The sequence below is a fragment of the Rhizobium sp. RCC_161_2 genome, assembly GCF_041355235.1.
GTDB lineage: Bacteria > Pseudomonadota > Alphaproteobacteria > Rhizobiales > Rhizobiaceae > Rhizobium.
Genome location: NZ_JBFUPL010000004.1, coordinates 294,989 through 318,632, shown reverse-complemented (window position 1 = coordinate 318,632; position 23,644 = coordinate 294,989). Strand labels below are relative to the sequence as shown.

Annotated in this window: 23 protein-coding genes; 12 read left to right on the top strand and 11 right to left on the bottom strand. The window is 60.3% G+C overall.

What is annotated here, in order from left to right; genetic code table 11:
* Position 1 precedes the first annotated feature (1 nt).
* The 7 genes from gmk to fabD form a co-directional block, all read right to left on the bottom strand.
* The gene (gene gmk / locus AB6803_RS13285; protein ID WP_371109328.1) at positions 2-664 is read right to left on the bottom strand and encodes a guanylate kinase; all 663 of its coding nucleotides are present in this window, start codon (positions 662-664) and stop codon (positions 2-4) included.
* 3 nt (positions 665-667) lie between these two features.
* On the bottom strand, positions 668-1,555 hold the full coding sequence (locus AB6803_RS13280) for a YicC/YloC family endoribonuclease (RefSeq protein WP_371109327.1): 888 nt from the start codon (positions 1,553-1,555) through the stop codon (positions 668-670).
* A gap of 111 nt (positions 1,556-1,666) precedes the next feature.
* On the bottom strand, positions 1,667-2,884 hold the full coding sequence (gene mltG, locus AB6803_RS13275) for an endolytic transglycosylase MltG (RefSeq protein ID WP_371109326.1): 1,218 nt from the start codon (positions 2,882-2,884) through the stop codon (positions 1,667-1,669).
* A gap of 220 nt (positions 2,885-3,104) precedes the next feature.
* On the bottom strand, positions 3,105-4,367 hold the full coding sequence (gene fabF / locus AB6803_RS13270; RefSeq protein ID WP_371109325.1) for a beta-ketoacyl-ACP synthase II: 1,263 nt from the start codon (positions 4,365-4,367) through the stop codon (positions 3,105-3,107).
* Between the two features lie 111 nt (positions 4,368-4,478).
* Positions 4,479-4,715: an acyl carrier protein gene (locus AB6803_RS13265; protein WP_003547058.1), complete on the bottom strand. Its 237-nt coding sequence runs from the start codon at positions 4,713-4,715 to the stop codon at positions 4,479-4,481.
* A 290-nt stretch (positions 4,716-5,005) separates the two neighbouring features.
* The gene (fabG, locus tag AB6803_RS13260; RefSeq protein WP_371109324.1) at positions 5,006-5,743 is read right to left on the bottom strand and encodes a 3-oxoacyl-[acyl-carrier-protein] reductase; all 738 of its coding nucleotides are present in this window, start codon (positions 5,741-5,743) and stop codon (positions 5,006-5,008) included.
* A gap of 26 nt (positions 5,744-5,769) precedes the next feature.
* Positions 5,770-6,711 carry an ACP S-malonyltransferase gene (fabD, locus tag AB6803_RS13255; protein ID WP_371109323.1) on the bottom strand — a complete coding sequence of 314 codons (942 nt, stop codon included), beginning with the start codon at positions 6,709-6,711 and terminating at the stop codon, positions 5,770-5,772.
* Positions 6,712-6,906: 195 nt separating this feature from the next.
* On the opposite strand from fabD, the gene AB6803_RS13250 reads away from it, so the two are divergent.
* From AB6803_RS13250 to rplI, 6 genes are all read left to right on the top strand, one after another.
* Entirely contained in the window at positions 6,907-7,950 is a 1,044-nt protein-coding gene (locus AB6803_RS13250) for an aldo/keto reductase (RefSeq protein WP_371109322.1), read from the top strand.
* Positions 7,951-8,154: 204 nt separating this feature from the next.
* Positions 8,155-8,988 (top strand): FkbM family methyltransferase, encoded by an 834-nt coding sequence (locus tag AB6803_RS13245; protein ID WP_371109321.1) that lies wholly within the window; start codon positions 8,155-8,157, stop codon positions 8,986-8,988.
* A gap of 288 nt (positions 8,989-9,276) precedes the next feature.
* Positions 9,277-9,729, top strand: coding sequence for a 30S ribosomal protein S6 (gene rpsF, locus AB6803_RS13240; protein ID WP_153366183.1), 453 nt, complete (start codon positions 9,277-9,279; stop codon positions 9,727-9,729).
* A 14-nt stretch (positions 9,730-9,743) separates the two neighbouring features.
* A complete protein-coding gene (gene rpsR, locus AB6803_RS13235; RefSeq protein ID WP_004122103.1) occupies positions 9,744-9,992 on the top strand; it encodes a 30S ribosomal protein S18 in 249 nt (82 codons plus the stop codon).
* Between the two features lie 164 nt (positions 9,993-10,156).
* Positions 10,157-11,131 carry a DUF2232 domain-containing protein gene (locus tag AB6803_RS13230; RefSeq protein WP_371109320.1) on the top strand — a complete coding sequence of 325 codons (975 nt, stop codon included), beginning with the start codon at positions 10,157-10,159 and terminating at the stop codon, positions 11,129-11,131.
* Positions 11,132-11,151: 20 nt separating this feature from the next.
* Positions 11,152-11,733, top strand: coding sequence for a 50S ribosomal protein L9 (gene rplI / locus AB6803_RS13225; protein ID WP_371109319.1), 582 nt, complete (start codon positions 11,152-11,154; stop codon positions 11,731-11,733).
* A 103-nt stretch (positions 11,734-11,836) separates the two neighbouring features.
* On the opposite strand, the gene AB6803_RS13220 is transcribed toward rplI, so the two are convergent.
* Genes AB6803_RS13220 through AB6803_RS13210 form a run of 3 tightly spaced genes read right to left on the bottom strand, consistent with a single transcriptional unit; the run spans position 11,837 to position 15,029 of the window.
* Positions 11,837-12,901 carry an HlyD family secretion protein gene (locus AB6803_RS13220; protein WP_371109318.1) on the bottom strand — a complete coding sequence of 355 codons (1,065 nt, stop codon included), beginning with the start codon at positions 12,899-12,901 and terminating at the stop codon, positions 11,837-11,839.
* 17 nt (positions 12,902-12,918) lie between these two features.
* Positions 12,919-14,577, bottom strand: coding sequence for an MFS transporter (locus AB6803_RS13215; protein ID WP_371109317.1), 1,659 nt, complete (start codon positions 14,575-14,577; stop codon positions 12,919-12,921).
* Between the two features lie 8 nt (positions 14,578-14,585).
* Positions 14,586-15,029: a MarR family winged helix-turn-helix transcriptional regulator gene (locus AB6803_RS13210; RefSeq protein ID WP_174163061.1), complete on the bottom strand. Its 444-nt coding sequence runs from the start codon at positions 15,027-15,029 to the stop codon at positions 14,586-14,588.
* A 343-nt stretch (positions 15,030-15,372) separates the two neighbouring features.
* On the opposite strand from AB6803_RS13210, the gene AB6803_RS13205 reads away from it, so the two are divergent.
* Together AB6803_RS13205 and alr are read left to right on the top strand one after the other, a co-directional pair.
* Positions 15,373-16,869 carry a replicative DNA helicase gene (locus AB6803_RS13205; protein WP_371109316.1) on the top strand — a complete coding sequence of 499 codons (1,497 nt, stop codon included), beginning with the start codon at positions 15,373-15,375 and terminating at the stop codon, positions 16,867-16,869.
* 113 nt (positions 16,870-16,982) lie between these two features.
* On the top strand, positions 16,983-18,146 hold the full coding sequence (gene alr, locus AB6803_RS13200; protein WP_371109315.1) for an alanine racemase: 1,164 nt from the start codon (positions 16,983-16,985) through the stop codon (positions 18,144-18,146).
* Between the two features lie 6 nt (positions 18,147-18,152).
* Here the strand turns inward: alr and AB6803_RS13195 are convergent, their stop codons facing one another.
* Positions 18,153-18,788 carry a LysE family translocator gene (locus AB6803_RS13195; RefSeq protein ID WP_371109314.1) on the bottom strand — a complete coding sequence of 212 codons (636 nt, stop codon included), beginning with the start codon at positions 18,786-18,788 and terminating at the stop codon, positions 18,153-18,155.
* 154 nt (positions 18,789-18,942) lie between these two features.
* On the opposite strand from AB6803_RS13195, the gene radA reads away from it, so the two are divergent.
* From radA to AB6803_RS13175, 4 genes are all read left to right on the top strand, one after another.
* Entirely contained in the window at positions 18,943-20,346 is a 1,404-nt protein-coding gene (radA, locus tag AB6803_RS13190) for a DNA repair protein RadA (protein WP_371109313.1), read from the top strand.
* 93 nt (positions 20,347-20,439) lie between these two features.
* Entirely contained in the window at positions 20,440-21,051 is a 612-nt protein-coding gene (locus tag AB6803_RS13185; protein WP_371109312.1) for a CvpA family protein, read from the top strand.
* A 165-nt stretch (positions 21,052-21,216) separates the two neighbouring features.
* Positions 21,217-22,701 (top strand): amidophosphoribosyltransferase, encoded by a 1,485-nt coding sequence (gene purF, locus AB6803_RS13180; RefSeq protein ID WP_371109311.1) that lies wholly within the window; start codon positions 21,217-21,219, stop codon positions 22,699-22,701.
* A 70-nt stretch (positions 22,702-22,771) separates the two neighbouring features.
* Positions 22,772-23,512, top strand: a complete 741-nt coding sequence (locus tag AB6803_RS13175; RefSeq protein WP_371109310.1) for an SDR family NAD(P)-dependent oxidoreductase — start codon at positions 22,772-22,774, stop codon at positions 23,510-23,512.
* Positions 23,513-23,644: the final 132 nt, after the last annotated feature.

Genomic DNA, 23,644 nt, shown 5'->3' with positions numbered 1-23,644 from the left:
ATCAGAGCTTCGGCGTTTCTTCCAGGAGACCACGGACGAAATCGAACATGCCGTGACGACGGTCGCGGCGCAGGCGTTCGGCCTTGACGATCGACTGAACCGCATCGAAGGCGGCATTCAGGTCGTCATTGATGATGACATAGTCATACTCACGCCAATGGGCGATCTCCGATCGCGAATTGGCAAGCCGCGTGGCGATCACCTCTTCGGAATCCTCGGCGCGGCGATGCAGGCGCGATTGCAGCTCCGTCATGGTCGGCGGCAACACGAAGATGGAGACGACATCGGCGGGCATCTTCTCCTGAAGCTGCTGTGCGCCCTGCCAGTCGATATCGAAGAGCATGTCGCGGCCCTCGGCCATCGCCGTTTCCACCGGCTCGCGCGGCGTGCCGTAGAAATTGCCGTGTACCTCTGCCCATTCAAGCAGCGAATCGGAATCGCGAAGCCGCTCGAACTCCCGTTGCGAGACGAAATGATAGTGCACGCCCTCGATTTCGCTCGGCCGGCGTTGCCGCGTCGTGACACTGACGGAAAGGCCGACATGCTTGTCGGTGTCGAGCAGCGTGCGGGCAATCGTCGACTTCCCCGCGCCCGAGGGCGAGGAAATGGCCAGCATCAGCCCCCGGCGGGCAATTGGAATGGATGTGGATGTCGCCGGCTTCATAGCCTACTCCAAATTCTGGACTTGTTCGCGGAACTGATCGATGACCACCTTCAATTCGATGCCGGCGGCGGTGACCGCCGCGGCATTCGACTTCGAACAGATAGTATTCGATTCCCGGTTAAATTCCTGTGCAAGGAAATCGAGCTTGCGACCGACCGGACCGCCCTTGGCGATCAGGTCGCGGGCAGCCGTCACATGCGCCTTCAGCCGATCGATCTCTTCGCGCAGATCGGCCCTGGTGGCGATGAGTGCGGCTTCCGCATGCAGACGGTCGCGATCGAGGCTTGCTGCACCGTCAAGAAGCAGGGCAACCTGCGCCGCCAGCTTTGCGGCGATCTCCTGCGGCGAGCGCGAAGGATCGCGCTCAACCGCCCCCGTCAGCGTCTCGATAGTGACGACATGACCAAGAAGGATCTGGCCGAGCGCATGGCCCTCCTGCCGACGCATCTCGGTAAGATCGCCAAGCGCTCCATCAAGACCCGCCATGATGTCGGCGTCACGCGCCGCGAGCGCTTCCTCGCTCTCTTCAGCTTCCTTGAATTCCACAATGCCACGGATACCGAGCAGCGTGTCCAGCCTGAGCGGCGCAGGATCGATAAGGCCGGTAAGCTGGTCGCGCAGCGTCAGCACGGTCGCCAGCGCATTCTGATTGACGACGGCTTCGACCCGGCTTTCGTCGACAGACACGGAAAGGCCGACTTGGAGGTTACCGCGCGAAAACCTGTCGGTGATCAGCTTGCGTATATCGGTTTCCAGGCGCTCCAGTCCTGGCGGCAGCCGCAGACGCACGTCAAGGCCCTTGCCGTTGACCGACCGCAGCTCCCATGCCCAACGAGAGCGCCCGCTCGTTCCCTCACGCCGGGCAAAACCGGTCATGGACTGCAGCCCCATGCAAGCCTCCGAAGATTATGGTCCATCATTCGCCGAAAATCAGCGTATCGCGGACGATTGTAACGTGAGTCCGCCCGTGCGTCCCATCGAAAGCACGGTGCGGGCCAAGGATCAGTTCGTCTTCTTTTTCTGCTGTGTGCCGGAACCGGGGGTAGCAGCGGCGCCATCGTCCGGCTGACCATCGACCGCGATTGCGCTCGGGTCCTCGCCCTTTTCCGCGACGAGCTTGCGCCAGCGCTTGACGTTGGCATTGTGATCTTCCAGCGTTGCGGCAAAGACATGCCCGCCGGTGCCGTCAGCGACGAAATAGAGGTCCTGTGTCTTCCAGGGATTGGCAACGGCTTCCAGTGCATCCCTGCCCGGATTGGCGATCGGCGTCGGCGGCAACCCCTTGATGATATAGGTGTTGTAGGCTGTCTCTTTCTTCAGATCCGACTGGTAGATCGGTCGGTCGGCCGGCTTTCCGTCGCCGCCGAAGAGACCGTAGATGATCGTCGGATCGGACTGCAGGCGCATGCCCTTGCCGATGCGGTTCAGGAAGACGGAGGCGACATGGGCCCGCTCATCCGCCAGACCGGTTTCCTTTTCGACGATCGAGGCGAGCGTCACGAATTCCTGCTTGTTGGCAAGCGCCAGGTTCGGATCGCGCTTCTCCCAGATCTGATCGACCAGCTTCTCCTGCGCGCCCGCCATCTGCTGAACGATCTCCGTCCGCTTGGTACCGCGCGTGAACTTGTAGGTGTCGGGCCGCAGGCTGCCTTCCGCCGGCAGCGCCGAAGGCAGGTCGCCTTCGAGCACCGTGTCAGCCTGCAGCTTGTTGAAAATCTGGCGTACGGTCAGCCCTTCCGGCAGGGTGACCGAATAGAGGATCGACTTGCCGGATTTCAGCAGTTCCATGATGTCTTTCATGGAAGCGCCGGCCTTGATCTCGTATTCGCCGGACCGCAAGGTTTCGCCATCATGCAGATAGGTGACCGTCAGGTAGCGGAAGATACGGGCATCGGAGATGATGTTGTTGGCTTCAAGCCGATTGGAAATTTCGGCAAGGCCCGCGCCGTTGCGCACGATGAAATTGCTGTTGGTCGTCAGGGGCCCGGGGCTTTGATAGGCAGAAATGGCGTAGTAGGCACCGATGACCGCGAGAACGATGACGAAGACGACCAGCGTCATCAGAAAGTTCAGAAAGATCACCATCTGACTGCGGGCCTTGCGGGAGCGCTTCGGCGGATCCGGAACACGTTCCGGACGCAGCGCTTCGTTGGCCGATTTCGGGATGATCGGCCCCTTCTGCCCGTTCGGAGTTCCGTTGCTCTGATTCGTATCGCTCACCGGCAATCCCTTCATTTTGTCGTTGCCTGCTGTTTGGCCAAGCAATGCGGCAAAAAACAGGTTCAGGAAACAAAGCGGGGCCTGGTGGAGCTCCGCTTTTGACCGATCAGACATTACCGCGAGAGCATCTTTTGGGATGCCAGAAACATGCGGTAACATTCAAGGGCGGCGCATAGCTTTGCCGAAAAGCACTTAAGCTTTTGGGATTTACGCGCTTTTATTATGCCTCATAGCGCCGCAGGACAAGCGACGCGTTCGTACCGCCGAATCCGAAGGAATTCGACAGAGCGACATTGATGTCCCGCTTGCGGGACTTGTGCGGAACGAGGTCGATCGCCGTCTCGCGTTCCGGATTGTCGAGGTTCAGCGTCGGCGGCGCTATGTTGTCGCGAATGGCAAGCGTGGAGAAGATCGCCTCGATCGCGCCGGCAGCCCCAAGGAGATGGCCGGTCGCGGACTTGGTCGATGACATCGAGATCCCGGGCGCGGCGTCGCCGACCAGCCGCTCGACAGCGCCAAGCTCGATCGTGTCGGCCATGGTCGAGGTGCCGTGCGCGTTGATATAATCCACATCCGCCGGCGTCAGACCGGCGCGCTTCAGGGCCGATGTCATGCAGCGGAAGGCACCCTCACCGTCTGAAGACGGGGCAGTGATGTGATAGGCATCACCGGAAAGGCCGTAACCAACCACTTCGGCATAGATCTTGGCGCCACGCGCCTTGGCATGTTCCAGCTCTTCCAGAACGACGATGCCGGCGCCTTCGCCCATGACGAAGCCGTCGCGGTCGCGGTCGTAGGGACGCGAAGCCCGCTGCGGGTCGTCATTAAATTCCGTCGACAGCGCCTTACAGGCGGCAAAGCCGGCAAGCGAGATACGGCAAACCGGCGCTTCGGCGCCGCCGGCGACCATGACCTCGGCGTCACCGAGCATGATCAGGCGAGCCGCATCGCCGATCGCATGCGCACCGGTCGAACAGGCCGTGACGACGGCATGGTTCGGACCGCGCAGCTTGTGGCGAATCGAGACCTGGCCGGAAACGAGATTGATGAGGCGCCCGGGAATGAAGAAGGGCGAAATGCGGCGCGGGCCCTTGTCGCGCAGCGTATAGCCGGCCTCGACAATGCCTTCCAGGCCGCCGATGCCCGAGCCGATCATGACGCCGGTCGCGATCTGGTCTTCATCCGACGTCGGATGCCAGCCGGCGTCGGCGAGCGCCATGTCGGCCGCTGCCATGCCGTAAATGATGAAAGGATCGACCTTGCGCTGTTCCTTGGGCTCCATCCAGTCGTCGGCATTGAAGGTGCCGTCACTGCCATCACCGACCGGAACGCGGCAAGCAATCTTTGCGGGGAGGTCTTCGACCTCGAATTCCGTCACCAGACGCGCGCCGTTGTGTCCGGCGATCAAGCGCGACCAGGACACCTCCGTGCCACAGCCCAAAGGTGATACCATGCCGGTACCCGTGATAACGACACGTCTCATCGCCTGCAGACCCCCGTCCTCTTATGCCATGCGTATGAATAGAAAGCGCCCGGCATCGCCGGACGAAATAGGGCGGACTCTGAGAGCCCGCCCATCAAAAAGTGCAAATGATTAGGCCTGAGCCTTTTCAATAAACTTTACCGCGTCGCCGACCGTCAGGATCGAGTCAGCAGCGTCATCGGGGATTTCAACGCCAAATTCTTCTTCGAAAGCCATGACCAGTTCGACGGTGTCGAGCGAGTCGGCGCCCAGATCGTCGATGAAGCTAGCGCTTTCAACAACCTTGTCGGCGTCGACGCCAAGATGATCAATAACAATTTTCTTTACGCGTTCTGCGATATCGCTCATGTCGGTTTCCTCGACCTTATGTCCTGATCAGAATGCCGTGTGACATCCCTACCCTGTTCAAAGCCTGCAACACCCCTATTGGCGCCGCTGGCAAATCTGTTCAACCCCGCCCTGAGATCCGGCCCAGCCGCCTTATGCGCGGCACAGTCCTTCTGCATTTTCGGGGCGACTGTTCACAGTCATGGCCCGCTTAACACGGTTTAAGTCCGTCGCAAAGCCAGAAAATTGCCGGTTCTGCGTTGCTCAACATGCTATTGGAGGGAAAGTTCCCACCAATAGACTTTTCCATTTCAGATCATCGCCATGCCGCCGTTGACGTGAATCGTCTGGCCGGTGATGTAGCTCGCCTCCGAGGACGCAAGATAGGCGACGGCGGATGCAACCTCGGCGCCATTGCCCATGCGCTTCATGGGGATGGCTCCCATGATCGCTTCCTTCTGCTTATCGTTGAGTTTGCCGGTCATGGCGCTCTCGATGAAGCCCGGAGCGACGCAATTGACCGTCACATTGCGGGTGGCGATTTCCTGCGCCAGCGATTTGCTGAAGCCGATCATGCCGGCCTTGGCGGCGCAATAATTGGCCTGACCGGGATTGCCGACGACGCCGACGACGGAGGTGATGTTGATGATGCGGCCATAGCGACGGCGCATCATCGGATGGGTCAGCTCCCGCGTCAGGCGGAAAACGGAGGTGAGATCGACCTCCAGCACGCTGTCCCAGTCCTCGTCGCTCATGCGCACGAAAAGACCGTCCTTGGTGATGCCGGCATTGTTGACCAGGATGTCGATGCCGCCGAGTTCTTCTTCCGCCTTGACGCCCAACGCCTGGACCTCTTCGCGATCGGACAGGTTGGCCGGGAAGATCTTGACGCGGTCGCCAAGCTCAGCGGCAAGCGCCTCGAGCTTCTCGACGCGGGTGCCGTGCAGGCCGACAATGGCGCCCTGCTTGTGCAGCAGCCTTGCAATTTCCTCACCGATACCGCCGGACGAGCCGGTTACCAGGGCCTTGCGGCCGGTCAAATCAAGCATGGAGTGTTCCTCGTTCCGTAATGTTCTTAAAGCAGGCTTGCGAGCGCAGTATCAATATCGGCGGCCGAATTCACCGCAATGCCGTTCACCGATTTGTCGATACGCCTTGCAAGCCCCGTCAGCACCTTGCCGGCACCGATCTCGTACAATGTTGTCACATTATGAGCGGCGAACCACTCCACCGTCTCGCGCCAGCGCACCTGGCCGGTGACCTGCTCCACCAGCAGATTGGCGACCTCGCCGGCGTCCGTGACTGGAGCAGCGCGCACATTGGCGATGAGCGGCACGATCGGATTGGATTTCGCAACGTCGACAAGTGCCGCGCGCATCGCCTCGGCGGCGGGCGCCATCAGCGAAGAATGGAAGGGGGCGGAGACCGGCAGCAGAATTGCGCGCTTCGCGCCCTTGGCGGTCGCCAGCTCGGCAGCCTTCTCAACCGGGGCCTTCTCGCCGGAAATGACGATCTGGCCGCCGCCATTGTCGTTGGCGATCTGACAGGCGCCAAGGACCGACGCCTCCGCGCAGACAGCGACGACATCGGCATGTTCGAGGCCAATGATCGCCGCCATGGCGCCGACGCCGACCGGAACCGCCGCCTGCATGGCATTGCCGCGGATGCGCAACAGCCGCGCCGTATCGGTAAGCGAGAACGTGCCGGCGGCACACAGCGCCGAATATTCGCCGAGCGAATGGCCGGCGACATACGCGACCTTGCTCTTCAGATCGAGGCCGCGTGCCTGCAGAACGCGGATGACGGCGATCGATACTGCCATCAGCGCCGGCTGGGCGTTGGCCGTCAGCGTCAGCTTCTCCTCGGGACCATTGAAAATGACGTCGGAGAGCTTTTCACCAAGCGCTTCATCAACTTCCTCGAAGACGGCGCGCGCTTCGGCGAAATTGTCTGCGAGATCCTTGCCCATGCCGACAGTTTGGCTGCCCTGGCCGGGAAATGTGAAAGCTACAGTCATTATATTAGGCTTCCTATGGCGTCGTTTCGTTCCCAAATGACATTGTTTGCGGTGGAGTCAATAGCGCAAGCCCCGCAGCCAACGGCTTTTGCGTTTGCGAAATGCACCAATTTTCTTCTTGCACTTGCTCAATTCGAGCCTAAATTCGCTCGACCTTCCCCTTAGAGACGTTCCCGTTATCCGCAAGGTTTTCCCATGAAGTATAAGAATTTAGGCCGCACCGATATTTCCGTTTCGCAGATCTGCCTGGGCACGATGACCTGGGGTACGCAGAACAGCGAAGCCGAGGCGCATGAACAGATGGATTATGCCCTGCAAAAGGGCGTCAATTTCTTCGATACCGCCGAAATGTACCCGACGACGCCCGTCGGCGCGGAGACTCAAGGCCGCACTGAAGAATATATCGGCACCTGGTTCGAAAAGACCGGCAAGCGCAAGGATGTCGTGCTCGCCACCAAGGTTGCCGGCCCCGGCCGCGATTATCTGCGCAACGGTCAGGGTGCGGATGCCGCCAATATCCGTGCTGCGATCGACGCCAGCCTGAAGCGGTTGAAGACCGACTATATCGACCTCTATCAGGTGCACTGGCCGAACCGCGGGCATTTCCATTTCCGCCAGAACTGGCGCTACAACCCCTTCCATCAGGACCGCGAGAAGGTTGTCGCCAATATCACCGACATTCTGGAAACGATGGGCGAGCTGATGAAGGCTGGCAAGATCCGTGCGCTTGGCCTTTCCAACGAAACGACCTGGGGCATTCAGAAGTATCTGACGATCGCCGAGCAGAAGAGCCTGCCGCGCGTCGTTTCGACACAAAACGAATACAACCTACTCTACCGGCACTTCGATCTCGATCTCGCCGAGCTGTCGCATCACGAAGATGTCGGCCTGCTCGCCTATTCGCCGCTCGCCGGCGGTATCCTCACGGGCAAATATGTCGGCGGCGCACGGCCGGCCGGCTCGCGCGGCTCGATCAACCACGACATCGGCGGCCGCCTGCAGCCGCTGCAGGAGCCGGCGGTCAAGGCCTATCTCGAGATCGCCGCCAAACACAATCTCGACCCGTCGAAGCTGGCGATCGCCTATTGTCTCACCAAGCCCTTCATGGCCTCCGTCATCATCGGCGCAACATCGATCGCCCAACTCGAGACCGATATCGGCGCGGCCTATGTGACGCTGTCAGACGACGTCTTGGCGGAGATCGAAAAGGTGCACCGCGTGTATCCGCTGCCGATGTAACATCCAGCGAAAGCGCCTTGCCCACACGGGCGAGGCGCAACGATGGCCCGGCAAATCCTGGGATGAACAGGCCGGAGACTAAGGAATACTTCTACCCGAAGGCGTTACTTGGAATTGCAACCCTCCGATATCAATACAAATATTGATTGAAGCACAAAATCGTTCTAAGCTAGTCTAACCTATCATGGGACCTGGATAGCCAGAATGTTCGACACAAGAAAATTTACGTTTTCCAGCATAGCGGCCATTTGCAACAGGTTGCATGATAATAAATCTATACAGAAGACGATATTCAACGCCATTCGCCTCAACAGGCCGCAGATATCAAATATCATACTGAATGAAGATATCAGATTTATTAGTTATTGCTTATCAAGGCGAGATTGGTCCAAAGCCCAGATCATGCAGGATTTGTGGGTCTGTTTTGAGCTTTCCGAGAAACGAAGCGGTTTTTTCGTAGAATTCGGCTCAACGAACGGGCTGAAGAACAGCAATACCTGGCTGCTCGAAAAGAAATTCGGCTGGAACGGTATTCTTGCAGAACCCAATCCCATCTGGCACGCGGATCTCGCGGCCAACAGAACGGCCTCCATCGAGCACAAATGTGTCTCTTCGAAATCCAACGACATCGTCACATTTATCGCGACCGATGAATCCGATCCCGAACTGAGCGCGATTGCCGATTTCTCCAAGGGCGATCACTTCTCCGACCTTCGCAGCCAGGGAAAGCACCTTCAGGTGGAGACGATATCGCTGGATGATCTGCTCGAAAAATACCAAGCACCGCCTGCCGTGGACTATCTGTCGATCGATACCGAGGGCAGCGAGCTGGACATACTGTCCGCCTACAGCTTCGACCGCAAATTTGACCTCATATCCGTGGAGAACAACCGGAAGACGGAAAGCGCGATACAGAAGCTGCTGGAGAGCAAGGGATATAAAAGAGTATTCGAGCAGTTCTCGCAGTGGGATGGCTGGTATGTCTCCGACAGGCTTCGGGACGGAAAGAAGATCGAGATAGCGGCGCCTGCATCTTGATGGCACGACCAGCGAATAACCCAATTTCGCCCCTCCCCTTGCCTTTCCCGCAAAAATCCGTATAAGCCGCCCTGTTCGCAACCCGGTCTTCTGGCTGGTGGCTGAACGGAGGGCCGGTTTTCTCCAGGGAAAATCGTCGGAACGGAAGCGTTCCAGCCTCCCGTGTCTCCGCTCTCGACCGTCTCGGAAACGCTTTTCTTGCTTGGGGTTTATCCCTCTCAGGAGCAGTCGTTGAGGCTTAGCCGCTAGAGCCCGGGTTCAGATCAACGCAAGAAAGGCGAAGCTGTCATGGCTCTTTATGAACATGTATTCCTTGCCCGACAGGATATTTCCGCACAGCAGGTTGATGCCCTCGTAGAACAGTACAAGGGTGTTATCGAAGCTAACGGCGGTAAAGTCGGGCGTATCGAAAACTGGGGCCTCAAGTCCCTTACCTATCGCATCAAGAAGAACCGCAAGGCTCATTACGCCCTGATGGACATCGATGCACCGGCCGCTGCCGTCCAGGAAATGGAACGTCAGATGCGCATCAGCGAAGACGTCCTGCGTTACATGACGATCGCTGTTGAAAAGCACGAAGAAGGCCCGTCTGCCATGATGCAGAAGCGCGACCGTGACGACCGCCCGCGCCGCGATGGCGACCGTCCGGAGCGCAGCTTCGGCGACCGTGACCGTGGTCCGCGCCCGGATCGTGGTGACCGCGAAGACCGTCCGCGCCGTCCGCGCGAAGACCGCGTATAAGGAGATTTTGAACAATGTCTGAAGTTTCCTCCGCACCGGTCCGCCGTCCGTTCCATCGCCGCCGCAAGACCTGCCCGTTCTCGGGCGCCAATGCGCCGCGTATCGACTACAAGGACGTCCGTCTCCTGCAGCGCTACATTTCCGAGCGTGGCAAGATCGTTCCTTCCCGCATCACGGCCGTTTCCCAGAAGAAGCAGCGCGAACTCGCCCAGGCGATCAAGCGTGCCCGTTTCCTCGGCCTGCTGCCTTACGTCGTCGCTTAATTTAAGCCGACGCTGCATGAATAGAGGGAAGGCAGTCATGCCTTCCCTTCTCCCTTTCGCGATGGGCGCGGATCGGAACCTTGAAAACCCATGTTGGGGACGGCTTTCAGACCTGAGTGTCGGAAGCATCCTCTAACTGCTCGATCATGAAGCAGGACAGCGACTTGAAAAATTTGAACGCAAAAGTGCTTGGTATCGGCGCCCTCGCCGGTTTTACCGCCATCCTGCTCGCGCGGGGTGCAGTGGCGCAGCCGTCGTTCAGCGCCGTCCTCTATACAGCATCTGCTCTCCCGATCCTGATTGCTGGCCTAGGCTGGGGGAATATCGCGGCCGTCGTTGCGGTCGTTAGCGCTGCGGCACTCGGTGCTCTCGCTATTGATCCCTCCTTCGCATTGGCGGTGACACTGGTGACGCTGGCGCCAGCAGGCTGGCTCAGCCATCTAGCCAATCTGGCACGCCCCGCTTCCGAACTCGGCGGACCGGACCATTTGATGGCTTGGTATCCTCTGTCAGATATCTTGCTCCACCTCTGTGGCCTGGTCACCCTTGCCGTTGTCGTCATTGGCATCATGATCGGCTACGGCCCTGAGCTTGTCGGGAAGATCGTCGATGAACTCATCACCGCGCTGACGACCCAAAACCCGACCATAGTGTTCGACCCTCAGACCATTGCACCGACCAAGGCAACGCTGCTTTTGATGTTGCCGGTGGCACAGGCGAGCGCCTGGGTGATCCTTCTCTTTGCCGCCTACTACATAGCTACCCGCATCGTCGCAGCATCAGGCCGCAATCTGCGCCCGCGCGAGGACATCCCCTCTGCGCTGCGCATGAACCGCAATGCGATCTTCGTCTTTCTCGCCAGTATCGTCGCGTGTTTCGTCGGCGGCATACCGGCTATGGTCGGCGCCACAGTTTTCGGCGCATTCGGTGCCGGTTTCTTAATTTCCGGCTATGCCGCCCTGCATTTCCGCACCCGTGGCAAAAGCTGGCGCGCGCCAGTTCTGATCCTCTGCTACTTAGTGGGGCCTATCATTGCCCTCTTCATCCTCATTCTAGGTTTGTCCGATACGCGCAAGGCGATCGCGCTCACCCCGAACAAGAATGCCGAAATACCCAAACAACCAGACACGAAAATCTGACATCTGAAAGGAACACTAAAATGGAAGTCATTCTCCTGGAGCGTATCTCCAAGCTCGGCCAGATGGGCGAAGTGGTTAAGGTTCGCGACGGCTTTGCCCGTAACTACCTGCTGCCGCTCGGCAAGGCGCTGCGCGCCAATGCCGCCAACAAGACCCGCTTCGAAGCTGAGCGCGCAACGCTCGAAGCCCGTAACCTCGAGCGCAAGAGCGAAGCCCAGAAGGTTGCCGACGTTCTCGGTGGCAAGTCCTTCATCGTCGTTCGTTCGGCTGGCGAAACCGGCCAGCTCTACGGTTCGGTCGCTGCCCGTGACGTCGTTGAAATCCTCGCCGCTGAAGGCTTCAACATCGGCCGTAGCCAGGTTCACCTGAACACGCCGATCAAGGCCATTGGCCTGCACAATGTTACGATCGGACTTCACGCCGAAGTCGAAATCACCGTTGAGCTCAACGTTGCCCGTTCCGCTGAAGAAGCCGAGCGCCAGTCCAAGGGCGAAACCCTCACCTCCGCTGACGCCATCTACGGCATCGACGAAGATGCCCTGCGTCCGGAAGACTTCTTCGATCCGGAAGCCGACGGCAACGCCGAAGATGAAGACGCATAATTTCCAGCCCACCGCTGGATAACGGAAAGCCCGGATCTCACGATCCGGGCTTTTCTTCTTTACGGCCATAGAAGCCGGGTAACTTACGTTTCCCGGAATTGCTTCAGTCGTCGTTTACGCCCACCTCTGGCTGGGAGTCCTTGTCGATCGAGACGACAACCGACATGCCTGGTGCCAGATCATCCGCCTGCGGCTGATCCTTATCGATCTTGATCCTGACGCCGATGCGCTGCGCGACCTTGGTGAAATTGCCGGTCGCGTTGTCAGGCTTGATGACGGCGAATTCCGAGCCCGCGGCCGGCGAGAAGCGCTGGACGTGGCCCTTGAGCTGGCGGTGGCCGAGCGCATCGACGGAGATCGTCGCGGGCTGATCGATCTTCATGCCGTCAAGCTGGGTTTCCTTGAAGTTGGCGATCACCCAGATATCCTTGGGCACGAGACCCATGAGCTGCGTTCCAGCGGTCACATACTGGCCGAGGCGCACGCCGACCTCTCCGACACGGCCGTCCTGCGGCGCAACGATGGTTGCATTCTGAAGATCGATATCGGCAAGTTGCACGGCCGCTTCCGCACCACTGACGCCGGCCTCCAGCGAGGCGCGGTTGACGATGATCGTCGTGAGGTTCTGCTGCGATACGTCAAGGGCGGCTTTCGCCTGATTGACCGCGGCCTGCGCCTGCTGCAGCGTCGCCTGTGCCTGCTCGGAATCGCTTGTCGTGGACACGCCCTTGGCCACCAGCGTCGTGACGCGATCCGCAGCAAGCTGCGCACGCTTCAGCGCGGCATTGGCACTGTCGATCTGCGCCTGGCTGGAGGCGATGCCGGCCTTGGCTGCCTGCTCCTGCTGCTGGGAATTGGCAAGCGCCGCCTTCTGGCCGGCCAGTGTCGCGCGCGCCTGCGCTACCTTCTGCTGATAGATACGGTCATCGATCTTCGTCAGTACGTCGCCCTGCTTGACGAGCTTGTAGTCCTTGATCGGCACGTCGGTGATATAGCCGCTGACCTGCGGGCTGATGGTGGTGACATAGCCTTTGACATAGGCGTCGTCAGTGGTCTCGACGGAGCTTTTGAAGGGCGGCAAGTGCCAGGCATAAAGCACCAGCATGACGCCGCCGACGCCGGCGAGAACGGCAATGACTTCGATGGGGGAGCGAACGAGCCTCGACATGGCGCTATTTCATATCCTCAGGGGTTGGATGCCACGGTCTGCGGCCGATCGTCGGCAAGCCGTGCCTTGATGAAGCGATAGAATACATGCAGCGACAGTCCGGCGAGCGACACGACGGCGATCACGCCGGCAACCAGAAACGCATCGGCATAGGCAAGCGTATTGGCCTCGCGGGTGACCTGCGCGCCGAGCAACGCCAGTCCCTCGCCCTTCAGGAGCGCGCTATCGCCAATCACTTTGCCGTAGGACGACGAAAGCTGGCTGACGCGCTGGGCAACATGGGGATCGGTCAGCAGCACACGTTCGGTCAGCACGGCGGAATGGAATTTTTCGCGAATGGTGATCAGCGTGCCGTAGAAGGCCGTGGCAATCAGACCGCCGATACTCTGCGTGAAGGTGAAGACCACGAAGAAGGTCACCAGATAAGGCGGACCTTTCGAAAAGGCCGCCTTGAAGCCCTCGGACATGGAAGGCGGCAGGAAAAGGGCTGCGCCCGCCGCCACCAGCGCCTGGCTGAGATACATCTGCTCGGGCCGGGTCAGTGTGGTGACCTGTGCATCCATGAAGGCGCCCGCCGCCATCATGACGAGTGCTGCAAACTGGATCTGCCAGCTCAGCCCATAGCTCATCAGCACCGTGCAGACGAGACCGCCGACAATCGTGAACACCAGGATGATCCAATAGAGCATCGAGAGCTGGTCATAGAGCAGGCCGACGGCATTCTGGTAGAATGTCATGATGATCGCGCTCTGCTCGCCGAAGATGATGCGAAAGACCAGAAGAATGCCGGTCAGATGTATGATCGCCGGACTGAGCAGCCAGCGGACGTCGATCAGTGGCGTCGCCCGACGCAGGTCGATGACGGCGGCGAGCGTCAGGCTGGCGATGCTGATCGCCGACAGCACGCCAAGCCAGGGCACTTCCAGCCACCAGTAGAGCCGCCCGACCGAGAGAACGACGGCCAGACAGCCAAAACCGACCGCGATCAGCAGATAGCTGATGATATCGCCAAAGACGATGACCTTCACACGCGGCGGCGGCGTCAGCGGCAATAGATAGATGATCGGCATCACCAGCAGCGCCAATGCCATTTCCAGCGTATAGAGCCCACGCCATTCGCCATAGTCGAGGAGCGATGGGGAGACGAGGCGGGTGATGGGAGCGGCCAGCAGCGTATTCATCATCGCCAGGCTGACGCCAACCGTCATCTTTCTGGCAGGTTCGAAAGCCTCCAGCATATAGAGGAAGCCGAGTGTCGAGAGAGGCGCTGCGGCAATGCCGCTCAGGAAGCGGACGACGATGGCCGATTGCAGGTCGGATACGAAGAGATTGAGCAGCGAGGCGACGACAAAGCCGATAATGCTGACCTCGGCAAAATTGCGCACGCCGTACTGCATGCGGATCTTCACCAGCGCGATGGCGAGACTGACGTTCGGCGCCATATAGGCGGCCGACAACCATACCGATTCGGTGGTTGTCGCGGCGATAGAACCTTGGATCTGGGTGAGATTGGCAAGAGCGAGATTGAGACCGAGGCCCTGCGTCAGGAAGAACATGATGGATGCGGCGATGTAGAGCAGCATCTTCCAGCCGGGCATGGGCGGTGGAGCGGCTTGGACAGCAGGTGCGGCGACGGTGGCTTTCGCATTTGCGATCGGGCCTGGCTCACCGCTCATACGTCACCTCATGACTTGCCCACATTCTGCAGATTCGCAGTCATGGCCCGGATGACCTTGAGAGCCATGCCGATATCCTCGTCCGGAATTCCCTGCAAGATATCCGCCCGCACGCCACTGGCAAGAGCCTCGACTTCGGCGGCCACGACTTTTCCGGATTCCGTCATGAATATCTGCTTGGCGCGCCGATCCGAGGGCACCGCGCGGCGCTCGATGAAGGTCTGCGCTTCCATGGCATCGAGGATGCGAACCAGCGTCGGGGTCTCAAGCTCAAGTTCGTCGGCAAGTTCCCGCTGATTGATGCCATCACGGCGCGACAGCTTATGGAAGACCCGGGCTCTCGCCAATGTCATTCCATGCTCACGCACCAGGCTGTCGAACGCCGCCCTAAGCTTCCGATTAAAAGCGGAAAGCTCGTCGAAGATTTCTCGGCGTTGTGGCTGACCCGGCATATACCTACTTTATATGATTAAAAACCTACCCTATTTCTAGGAAATAGCTGGATTTTTTCATTTTTACAAGGGCGCTCGCCAGTTTACCGATGTATGCTGGGGCAGGCTGGGTTAAAATCGTCATCAGACATTCTGCATAAGTGATTCGCGTGTCGGCGATTCCATTGCAACCCAGCGACAAAGACTTTTTTACTGCGGAGAGTTTGTCCCTGTGGATGAGTGGAACAACGTGAATTTCGCGAGCGAATTCGCATCGTGCGCCACGCTGAGGCTCTTCTGCAATTGACCGTGACACCGGAACGTCGCAAACCATTCGGCACACCTAGAGACGAAGAGACGGAAAATGAACGAAGCCGCGCGCAACATTGCCGCCATTGCTCCCGCCGAAGCGCATTACCGCGAAGCGCCGAACAATATCGAGGCGGAGCAGGCCCTGCTCGGCGCCATTCTCGTCAACAATGACGCCTATTACCGCGTCTCCGACTTCCTGAAGCCCATCCATCTCTATGAGCCGCTGCACCGGAAGATCTACGAAGTGGCGGGCGACATCATCCGCATGGGCAAGACCGCCAATCCGGTGACGATCAAGACCTTCCTGCCGGCCGACGACAAGGTCGGCGACATGACGGTGGCGCAATATCTAGCCCGGCTCGCCACCGAAGCCGTCTCAATCATCAATGCCGAGGATTACGGCCGCGCCATTTACGACCTTGCGCTGCGCCGTGCGCTGATCACCATCGGCGAAGACGTGGTCAATATCGCCTATGACGCGCCGCTCGACATGCCGCCGCAGAGCCAGATCGAGGACACCGAGCGCCGGCTGTTCGAGCTTGCCGAAAACGGCCGCTACGATGGCGGCTTCCAGGCCTTCAACGACGCCGTAGCACTGGCGATCGACATGGCGGCCGTCGCCAAGGAGCGCGATGGCGGCCTGTCGGGTATTTCTACCGGTATTCATTCGCTCGACAGCAAGATGGGCGGCCTGCAGCGCTCGGACTTGATTATCCTTGCCGGACGTCCCGGCATGGGCAAGACATCTCTCGCCACCAACATCGCCTATAACATTGCCGCCGCCTATGAAGGCGAAGTACAGCCGGACGGCTCCACTAAGGCGAAAAACGGTGGCGTCGTCGGCTTCTATTCGCTGGAAATGTCGTCCGAACAGCTCGCCACCCGTATCATCTCCGAGCAGACGGAAGTCTCCTCGTCGAAGATCCGTCGCGGCGACATCAACGATGCCGACTTCGAAAAGCTGGTCGCCTGCTCGATGATGATGCAGAAGGTGCCGCTTTTCATCGACCAGACCGGCGGTATCTCCATCGCCCAGCTGTCCGCCCGCGCGCGGCGCCTGAAGCGACAGCGCGGCCTCGACGTTCTCGTGGTCGACTACGTGCAGCTCATGACCGGCTCAGGGAAATCGAACGAGAACCGCGTCCAGGAAATCACCCAGATCACCACCGGCCTGAAGGCGCTCGGCAAGGAACTGAATGTTCCGATCGTCGCACTTTCTCAGCTCTCGCGCGCTGTCGAAAGCCGCGACGACAAGCGGCCACAGCTGTCCGACCTTCGCGAATCCGGCTCGATCGAGCAGGACGCCGACGTCGTGCTTTTCGTGTTCCGCGAGGAATATTACGTCAAGAACTCCGAACCGCGCGATCCGGCCGATCCGAAATACGCCGAATGGGAAGCCCTGTTCGAAAAAGTGAAGGGCACGGCCGATGTCATCATTGCCAAGCAGCGCCACGGGCCGACCGGCACGGTGAAGCTCGCCTTCCAGTCGGAATTCACGCGCTTCGCCGACCTCGCTGACCCATCCTTCTCCCCTTACGAGGAGCATTGATGACGGTCGCTCACGGCACATATGTGCAGTGCAGCACTTTCTCTTTGCAGCGATGATCACTATTCTGGCCGGAGCAATAGTCCCCTCCGGCCATTTCTCGTTCAGGCGGTTTCATGACAGATAGTTTCGACGACAATGACGCTTTCGCCGCTGCCGGCCTGCGGCTGACGGTCGATCTGGACGCCCTTGTCGAGAACTGGCGCGACATGGCGCACCGCTCCGGACGCGCCCGCGCCTCGGCCGTCGTCAAGGCGGACGCCTATGGGCTCGGGATCGAGGATGTCGGAGAAGCGCTCTATCTGGCCGGCGCTCGCGACTTCTTCGTCGCGACTGCCGATGAGGGCGCGACCTTGCGGCTTTACGCTCCCGATGCGCGCATCTTCGTGCTCTCAGGCATCTGGCCGGGCATGGAGCGGGTCTTCTTCGAAAACGACCTCGTGCCGGTCATCGCCTCGGAAGAGCAGCTCACCTTCTGGATGTCGGTGCTGTCGGATTATGGCGATTATCCCTGCGCTCTGCAGGTCGACACCGGCTTCAATCGGCTCGGCCTGCCGCTGGAGGATGCGCTGGCGCTGGCCGACGACGTCTCCCGCCCGGCAAGCTTTGCGCCGGTGCTGGTGATGAGCCACCTCGCCTGCGGTGACGATCCCGCCAACCCGATGAACCGGCAGCAGCTGGAAGCCTTCCGCAAGGTGAGCGCCGCCTTCGAAGGCATCGAAGCGAGCCTTGCCAATTCGGCCGGCATCTTCCTCGGCCCGGAATATCATTTCGATCTTACCCGTCCGGGCATCGCCACCTATGGCGGCGAGGCGGTTCCCGGCATCGTCAATCCGATGCGGCCGGTCGCAACCGCCGAAGCGCGGATCATCCAGACCCGCTTCGTAAAAGCCGGTGAAACCGTCGGCTATGGGCGTGCGATGCAGCTTACGCGTGACAGCCGTCTGGCGATCGTTTCCGCCGGCTATGCCGACGGCTATATGCGCAGCCAGTCGAGCGGCGGCGTGCCGCTGCGTCAGACCGGCCTACCCGGCGGCCATGGCTTCATCGCCGGCCACAGGGTTCCCGTTGCCGGCCGCATCACGATGGACCTCACCATCTTCGACGTCACCGATCTGCCGGACAATCTCGTTCGCGCCGGCGACTACGTCGAACTCTTCGGCAACAATATTCCGGTCGACGATGCAGCCCGCGCGGCCGGTACGATTGGCTATGAAATGCTGACGAGCCTGGGGCTCCGGCATGAGCGGCGATATATTTCGGAAGAGGTTGAGGAGTAGCCGGCCTCAGCGCGTGCTGATCGCCAAGCGGACACCCAATGCCACCAACAGCGCGCCAAGCCCGCGATCCAGCCACAGGCCGACGCTTCGATTGCGCCGCAGCGCCTCGGTAAGACGGCCACCGAGAAGGATGAGCGGCGGCTCGATGAAGGCGGCAACCACGATGATGAGACTGCCATGAAGCAATAGCTGCGCCCAGACCGGGCCAGCGCCTTCAACGACGAACTGCGGCAGGAAGGCGAGAAAGAAGATCGCTACTTTCGGATTGAGCAATGACACGAAAATACCCTGCCGATAGATCCGGCTCCACGGCAACGTCTTGCCCGTCTCCTTGATCCAAGCGCCGTCGCCCTTCGAACGCAGCGCCTGAACGCCGAGCCAGATGAGATAAGCGGCCCCCACCCATTTTATCGTCGAGAAGGCGAGCGCGGAGGCAGCCAGGATTGCCGACAGCCCGGCGGCGGCCATCAGCACATGCAGACACGCGCCGCTCCATATGCCAAACAGGGCCGCGAAACCCGACCGTTTGCCGCCTCGGATCGTGTGACCGAGAATGAAGGCGATATCCGGCCCCGGCGACAGATTGAGAAGTGTCGCTGCGGATAGAAACGCGATCCAGTGTGCAAGCGAATAGTCGAACATCGGTCATCATCCATCAAAAAGCTGGCATAAGCCTGACACGATCGCCATTGATACGGAAATCATTAGTTTTGATAGGCCGCGAAAGACATTATCTGACAGCCGATCGCGATTCGCTTTGAAGAGCGAAGCATTCGAACATTGAGAACAGCATCCGATGGCAAAAGCCCGTACACAATTCATCTGCCAGAACTGCGGCACGATCCACAATCGCTGGGCGGGAAAATGCGACGGCTGCGGCGAGTGGAACACCATCGTCGAGGAAGATCCGATGGGCGGCATCGGTGGCGGTCCCGCCAAGGTGCCGAAGAAGGGTCGAGCGGTGACGTTGACGGCGCTGTCCGGCGAAATCGAGGAAGCGCCGCGCATCTACACGGGCATCTCCGAGCTTGATCGGGCGACCGGCGGCGGTTTCGTGCGTGGTTCGGCCGTGCTGGTCGGCGGCGATCCCGGCATCGGCAAATCGACGCTGCTGATGCAGGCAGCGGCCGCCCTTGCCCGGCGAGGGCACAAGATCGTCTACGTCTCCGGTGAAGAAGCCGTGGCGCAGGTTCGCCTTCGCGCCCAGCGGCTGCATGCCGCCGACACCGACGTGATGCTGGCCGCCGAAACCAATGTCGAGGATATCCTGGCGACGCTCGCCGAAGGCAAACGGCCGGATCTTGTCATCATCGATTCCATCCAGACGCTGTGGAGCGAGCTTGCCGAATCCGCGCCCGGCACGGTGACGCAGGTGCGCACCGGCGTTCAGGCGATGATCCGCTTTGCCAAGCAGACGGGTGCTGCGATGGTGCTGGTCGGTCACGTCACCAAGGACGGTCAGATCGCCGGCCCGCGCGTCGTCGAGCACATGGTCGACGCCGTCCTCTATTTCGAAGGCGATCGCGGCCATCACTACCGCATCCTGCGCACAGTGAAGAACCGTTTCGGCCCGACCGACGAGATCGGTGTCTTCGAAATGTCCGATATGGGCCTGCGCGAAGTGGCCAATCCGTCCGAACTCTTTCTCGGCGAGCGCAACTCGAAATCACCGGGTGCAGCCGTCTTTGCTGGTATGGAAGGCACGCGGCCGATACTGGTCGAAGTGCAGGCGCTGGTCGCCCCAACATCGCTCGGAACACCCAGGCGCGCCGTCGTCGGCTGGGATTCGGCGCGGTTGTCGATGATTCTCGCGGTTCTCGAGGCTCATTGCGGCGTGCGGCTCGGCCAGCACGACGTCTATCTCAATATTGCCGGCGGTTATCGCATTTCTGAGCCGGCTGCCGACCTTGCCGTCGCTTCTGCACTGGTTTCCTCCCTGGCCGGTATTGCCCTTCCCGCCGATTGCGTCTATTTCGGCGAAGTCAGCCTGTCGGGCGCCGTCCGGCCGGTTGCGCACACCGGCCAGCGCCTCAAGGAAGCCGAGAAGCTGGGATTTTCTGCAGCGCTTCTCCCGACCGCCTCCCCCGACCTGCCGAAAGGCAATGGTGGACGCTGGAGCGAGATCGACAGTCTGCCGGATCTGGTGGTGCGCATTGCCGGATCGAAGGGCGCGCTCAAGCGTGCGGAAGACGAGGACTGAGCCTTACTTCAGCCGTTCTTGACGGCAAGAGAGGCGCATAGTGAGGCCGATGGCAGCCATGCTCGGCATGGCAAGTCTTGGAGTGGATTATACATGCCCATTACGATTTTCGACGGTATTGTTATCGGCGTCATCCTGTTCTCCGCCGTTCTGGCCATGGTGCGCGGCTTCTCCCGCGAAATTCTCTCGATCGTCAGTTGGGGCGGCTCGGCCGTCGCTGCCTATTATTTCTATTCGCTGCTCGTACCCTATGCGCTGCGCTACACGGCGGACACTCGCATCGCGACGATCGCCTCTGCCGCCGTTATCTTCCTCATCGCGCTGATCATCATTTCCTTCATCACCATCAGGATCGCCGACTTCATCATCGACAGCCGCATCGGCGCGCTAGATCGCACGCTCGGCTTTCTTTTTGGCGCCGCCCGCGGCCTGTTGCTGATGGTCGTCGTCGTCGGTTTCTGGAACTGGCTCGTCGCACCGCCGGCTCGCCCGGATTGGGTCAACAATGCGAAATCGAAGCCTTTCCTCGATTCCATGGTTGAAAAGCTGAGGTCCGCGCTTCCGGAAAACGTTCAGAAGATGATTCCGGCCGAAATCATCAACAAGATCTCGCCGAATCAACAGCAGTCGCAGCCGCAGGATGGTGGCGCAACGAACGATACGGCACCGTCAGACGACGCACCGGCGCCGCAAACGAATAATTGACAAAGCGTTTACAGGCTTGACCCGCCGGGCGATAATCGCCATGTGAACGCCATGGAAACCGAAGATCCGGCCCGATAGTTTTTCCGGCCGGATTTTCAGCTATTTTTGCATTCAGTAGCGATGCCGCCCCGACCCACACATGTTGAGAGCAAAGGTCCTGCAGCCATGACCCATTCCCTTTCCATCGAGGATGACATCGACGGCGATACGCTGCATGAAGAGTGCGGCGTCTTCGGCATTCTCGGCCACCCGGACGCGGCGACGCTCACGGCGCTCGGGCTGCATGCCCTGCAACACCGCGGCCAGGAAGCGGCCGGCATCGTCTCCTTCGACGGCCAGCGCTTTCACTCCGAACGGCGCATGGGTCTCGTTGGCGATCATTATACCGATCCCGCCACGCTTGCCCGCCTGCCCGGCGACCGGTCGATGGGCCATGTGCGTTACTCGACGACGGGCGAAACCATCCTGCGCAACGTCCAGCCACTGTTTGCCGAACTGGAAGTCGGCGGTATCGCGATTGCTCACAACGGCAATTTCACCAACGGCCTGACCATGCGCCGGCAGCTGATCGCCGACGGCGCCATCTGTCAGTCGACATCGGACACCGAAGTCGTCCTCCACCTCATTGCCCGCTCCAAGCAGGCCTCCTCCTCCGACCGCTTCATCGACGCGATCCGCCAGATGGAGGGCGGCTATTCGATGCTCGCGATGACGCGCACCAAGCTGATCGCCGCGCGCGACCCGATCGGCATCCGGCCACTGGTGATGGGCGAACTCGACGGCAAGCCGATCTTCTGCTCGGAAACCTGCGCACTCGACATCATCGGCGCTAAATACGTCCGCGACATCGAAAACGGCGAAGTCGTCATCTGCGAGATCCAGCCGGACGGCTCAATCACCATCGATGCCCGCAAGCCGGAAGTCTCCAAGCCGGAACGCCTTTGCCTGTTCGAATATGTCTATTTCGCCCGTCCCGATTCCGTGGTCGGCGGCCGCAACGTCTACGTCGCCCGCCGGAACATGGGCATCAATCTGGCCAAGGAAGCCCCAGTCGAGGCCGATGTCGTCGTACCGGTGCCGGATGGCGGCACGCCGGCCGCTATCGGCTATGCGCAGGAAAGCGGCATTCCCTTCGAACTCGGCATCATCCGCAACCACTATGTCGGCCGCACCTTCATCGAGCCGACGCAGCAGATCCGCGCTTTCGGCGTCAAGCTCAAGCATTCCGCCAATCGCGCCATCATCGAAGGTAAGCGCGTCATTCTGGTTGATGATTCCATCGTGCGCGGCACCACCTCGGTGAAGATCGTGCAGATGATCCGCGATGCCGGCGCCCTTGAAGTGCATGTGCGCGTCGCCAGCCCGATGATCTTCCATCCGGATTTCTACGGCATCGACACGCCGGATGCCGAAAAGCTGCTCGCCAATCAATACAACAGCCTGAAGGCGATGGGCGATTTCATCGGTGCCGACTCGCTGGCATTTCTGTCGATCGACGGCCTCTACCGCGCCGTCGGCGGCACGCCGCGCGACAATGCGCAGCCGCAGTTCACCGACCACTATTTCACCGGTGACTATCCGACCCGCCTGCTCGACCGGGAAAGCACCAGCAATGTGCGCAAGCTCTCCATGCTTGCCAGCAACGGCTGACCCCGGTAACGGCTGACAAGGGGCGTATCTTCGCCCCTTTCCTTCCCCAGAGCATTCGGATCCAGGCAGCATGAGCGTCAATCTCAAGGACAAGATCGCCCTCGTTACCGGCGCATCGCGCGGTATCGGCTATTTCACCGCACTGGAACTGGCCAAGGCCGGCGCGCATGTGATTGCCTGCGCCCGCACGGTGGGCGGCCTCGAGGAGCTTGACGACGCCATCAAGGCCGTCGGCGGGTCCGCGACGCTCGTGCCCTTCGACCTCGCCGACATGAACGCGATCGATGCGCTCGGCGCGTCGATCTTCGAACGCTGGGGCAAGCTCGATATTCTCGTCGCCAATGCCGGCGTGCTCGGCGTCATCTCGCCGATCGGCCATATCGAGGCCAAGGTGTTCGAGAAGGTGATGACCGTCAACGTCACCGCCACCTGGCGGCTGATCCGCTCGGTCGAACCGCTGCTGATGCGCTCCGATGCCGGCCGCGCCATCATCCTGTCGTCGGCCGCAGCTCATCGCTGCCGCCCCTTCTGGGGCGCCTATTCCGCCTCCAAGGCCGCCGTCGAGGCGCTTGCCCGCACCTGGGCCGGAGAAACCCAGAGCACACCACTGCGCATCACCAGCGTCGACCCCGGCGCCACCCGCACCGCCATGCGCGCCCAAGCTATGCCGGGCGAAGATCCGGATACGCTGCCGCATCCCCGCGACGTGGCGCAATCCATCCTGCCGCTCGCCGGCCCGGATGTGACGGAAACCGGCAAGCTCTTCGTCGTGCGCGAGAACAAGCTCGTCGATTATCGGATGCCGGAATAGAACACCTTCTCCCCTCGGGGAGAAGGTCGAGCGAAGCTCGGGTTGAGGGGGCGTTGCACCGTAAGGGTTGCTCTTCTCTATCGTTCAGGCCGCTCCGAGCTAGCGCTCGTCGTCCCCCTCATCCGACCCTTC

What these genes read in the sequence shown, in the direction of transcription:
- rplI (WP_371109319.1), top strand. Translation starts at nt 11,152, where the DNA reads ATGGAAGTCATTCTCCTGGAGCGTATCTCCAAGCTCGGCCAGATGGGC.
- AB6803_RS13250 (WP_371109322.1), top strand. Translation starts at nt 6,907, where the DNA reads ATGAAGTATAAGAATTTAGGCCGCACCGATATTTCCGTTTCGCAGATC.
- AB6803_RS13205 (WP_371109316.1), top strand. Translation starts at nt 15,373, where the DNA reads ATGAACGAAGCCGCGCGCAACATTGCCGCCATTGCTCCCGCCGAAGCG.
- AB6803_RS13245 (WP_371109321.1), top strand. Translation starts at nt 8,155, where the DNA reads ATGTTCGACACAAGAAAATTTACGTTTTCCAGCATAGCGGCCATTTGC.
- gmk (WP_371109328.1), bottom strand. Translation starts at nt 664, where the DNA reads ATGAAGCCGGCGACATCCACATCCATTCCAATTGCCCGCCGGGGGCTG.
- AB6803_RS13210 (WP_174163061.1), bottom strand. Translation starts at nt 15,029, where the DNA reads ATGCCGGGTCAGCCACAACGCCGAGAAATCTTCGACGAGCTTTCCGCT.
- purF (WP_371109311.1), top strand. Translation starts at nt 21,217, where the DNA reads ATGACCCATTCCCTTTCCATCGAGGATGACATCGACGGCGATACGCTG.
- AB6803_RS13215 (WP_371109317.1), bottom strand. Translation starts at nt 14,577, where the DNA reads ATGAGCGGTGAGCCAGGCCCGATCGCAAATGCGAAAGCCACCGTCGCC.
- fabD (WP_371109323.1), bottom strand. Translation starts at nt 6,711, where the DNA reads ATGACTGTAGCTTTCACATTTCCCGGCCAGGGCAGCCAAACTGTCGGC.
- AB6803_RS13195 (WP_371109314.1), bottom strand. Translation starts at nt 18,788, where the DNA reads ATGTTCGACTATTCGCTTGCACACTGGATCGCGTTTCTATCCGCAGCG.
- radA (WP_371109313.1), top strand. Translation starts at nt 18,943, where the DNA reads ATGGCAAAAGCCCGTACACAATTCATCTGCCAGAACTGCGGCACGATC.
- rpsR (WP_004122103.1), top strand. Translation starts at nt 9,744, where the DNA reads ATGTCTGAAGTTTCCTCCGCACCGGTCCGCCGTCCGTTCCATCGCCGC.
- AB6803_RS13220 (WP_371109318.1), bottom strand. Translation starts at nt 12,901, where the DNA reads ATGTCGAGGCTCGTTCGCTCCCCCATCGAAGTCATTGCCGTTCTCGCC.
- AB6803_RS13265 (WP_003547058.1), bottom strand. Translation starts at nt 4,715, where the DNA reads ATGAGCGATATCGCAGAACGCGTAAAGAAAATTGTTATTGATCATCTT.
- fabF (WP_371109325.1), bottom strand. Translation starts at nt 4,367, where the DNA reads ATGAGACGTGTCGTTATCACGGGTACCGGCATGGTATCACCTTTGGGC.
- rpsF (WP_153366183.1), top strand. Translation starts at nt 9,277, where the DNA reads ATGGCTCTTTATGAACATGTATTCCTTGCCCGACAGGATATTTCCGCA.
- alr (WP_371109315.1), top strand. Translation starts at nt 16,983, where the DNA reads ATGACAGATAGTTTCGACGACAATGACGCTTTCGCCGCTGCCGGCCTG.
- AB6803_RS13175 (WP_371109310.1), top strand. Translation starts at nt 22,772, where the DNA reads ATGAGCGTCAATCTCAAGGACAAGATCGCCCTCGTTACCGGCGCATCG.
- AB6803_RS13185 (WP_371109312.1), top strand. Translation starts at nt 20,440, where the DNA reads ATGCCCATTACGATTTTCGACGGTATTGTTATCGGCGTCATCCTGTTC.
- AB6803_RS13280 (WP_371109327.1), bottom strand. Translation starts at nt 1,555, where the DNA reads ATGGGGCTGCAGTCCATGACCGGTTTTGCCCGGCGTGAGGGAACGAGC.
- fabG (WP_371109324.1), bottom strand. Translation starts at nt 5,743, where the DNA reads ATGCTTGATTTGACCGGCCGCAAGGCCCTGGTAACCGGCTCGTCCGGC.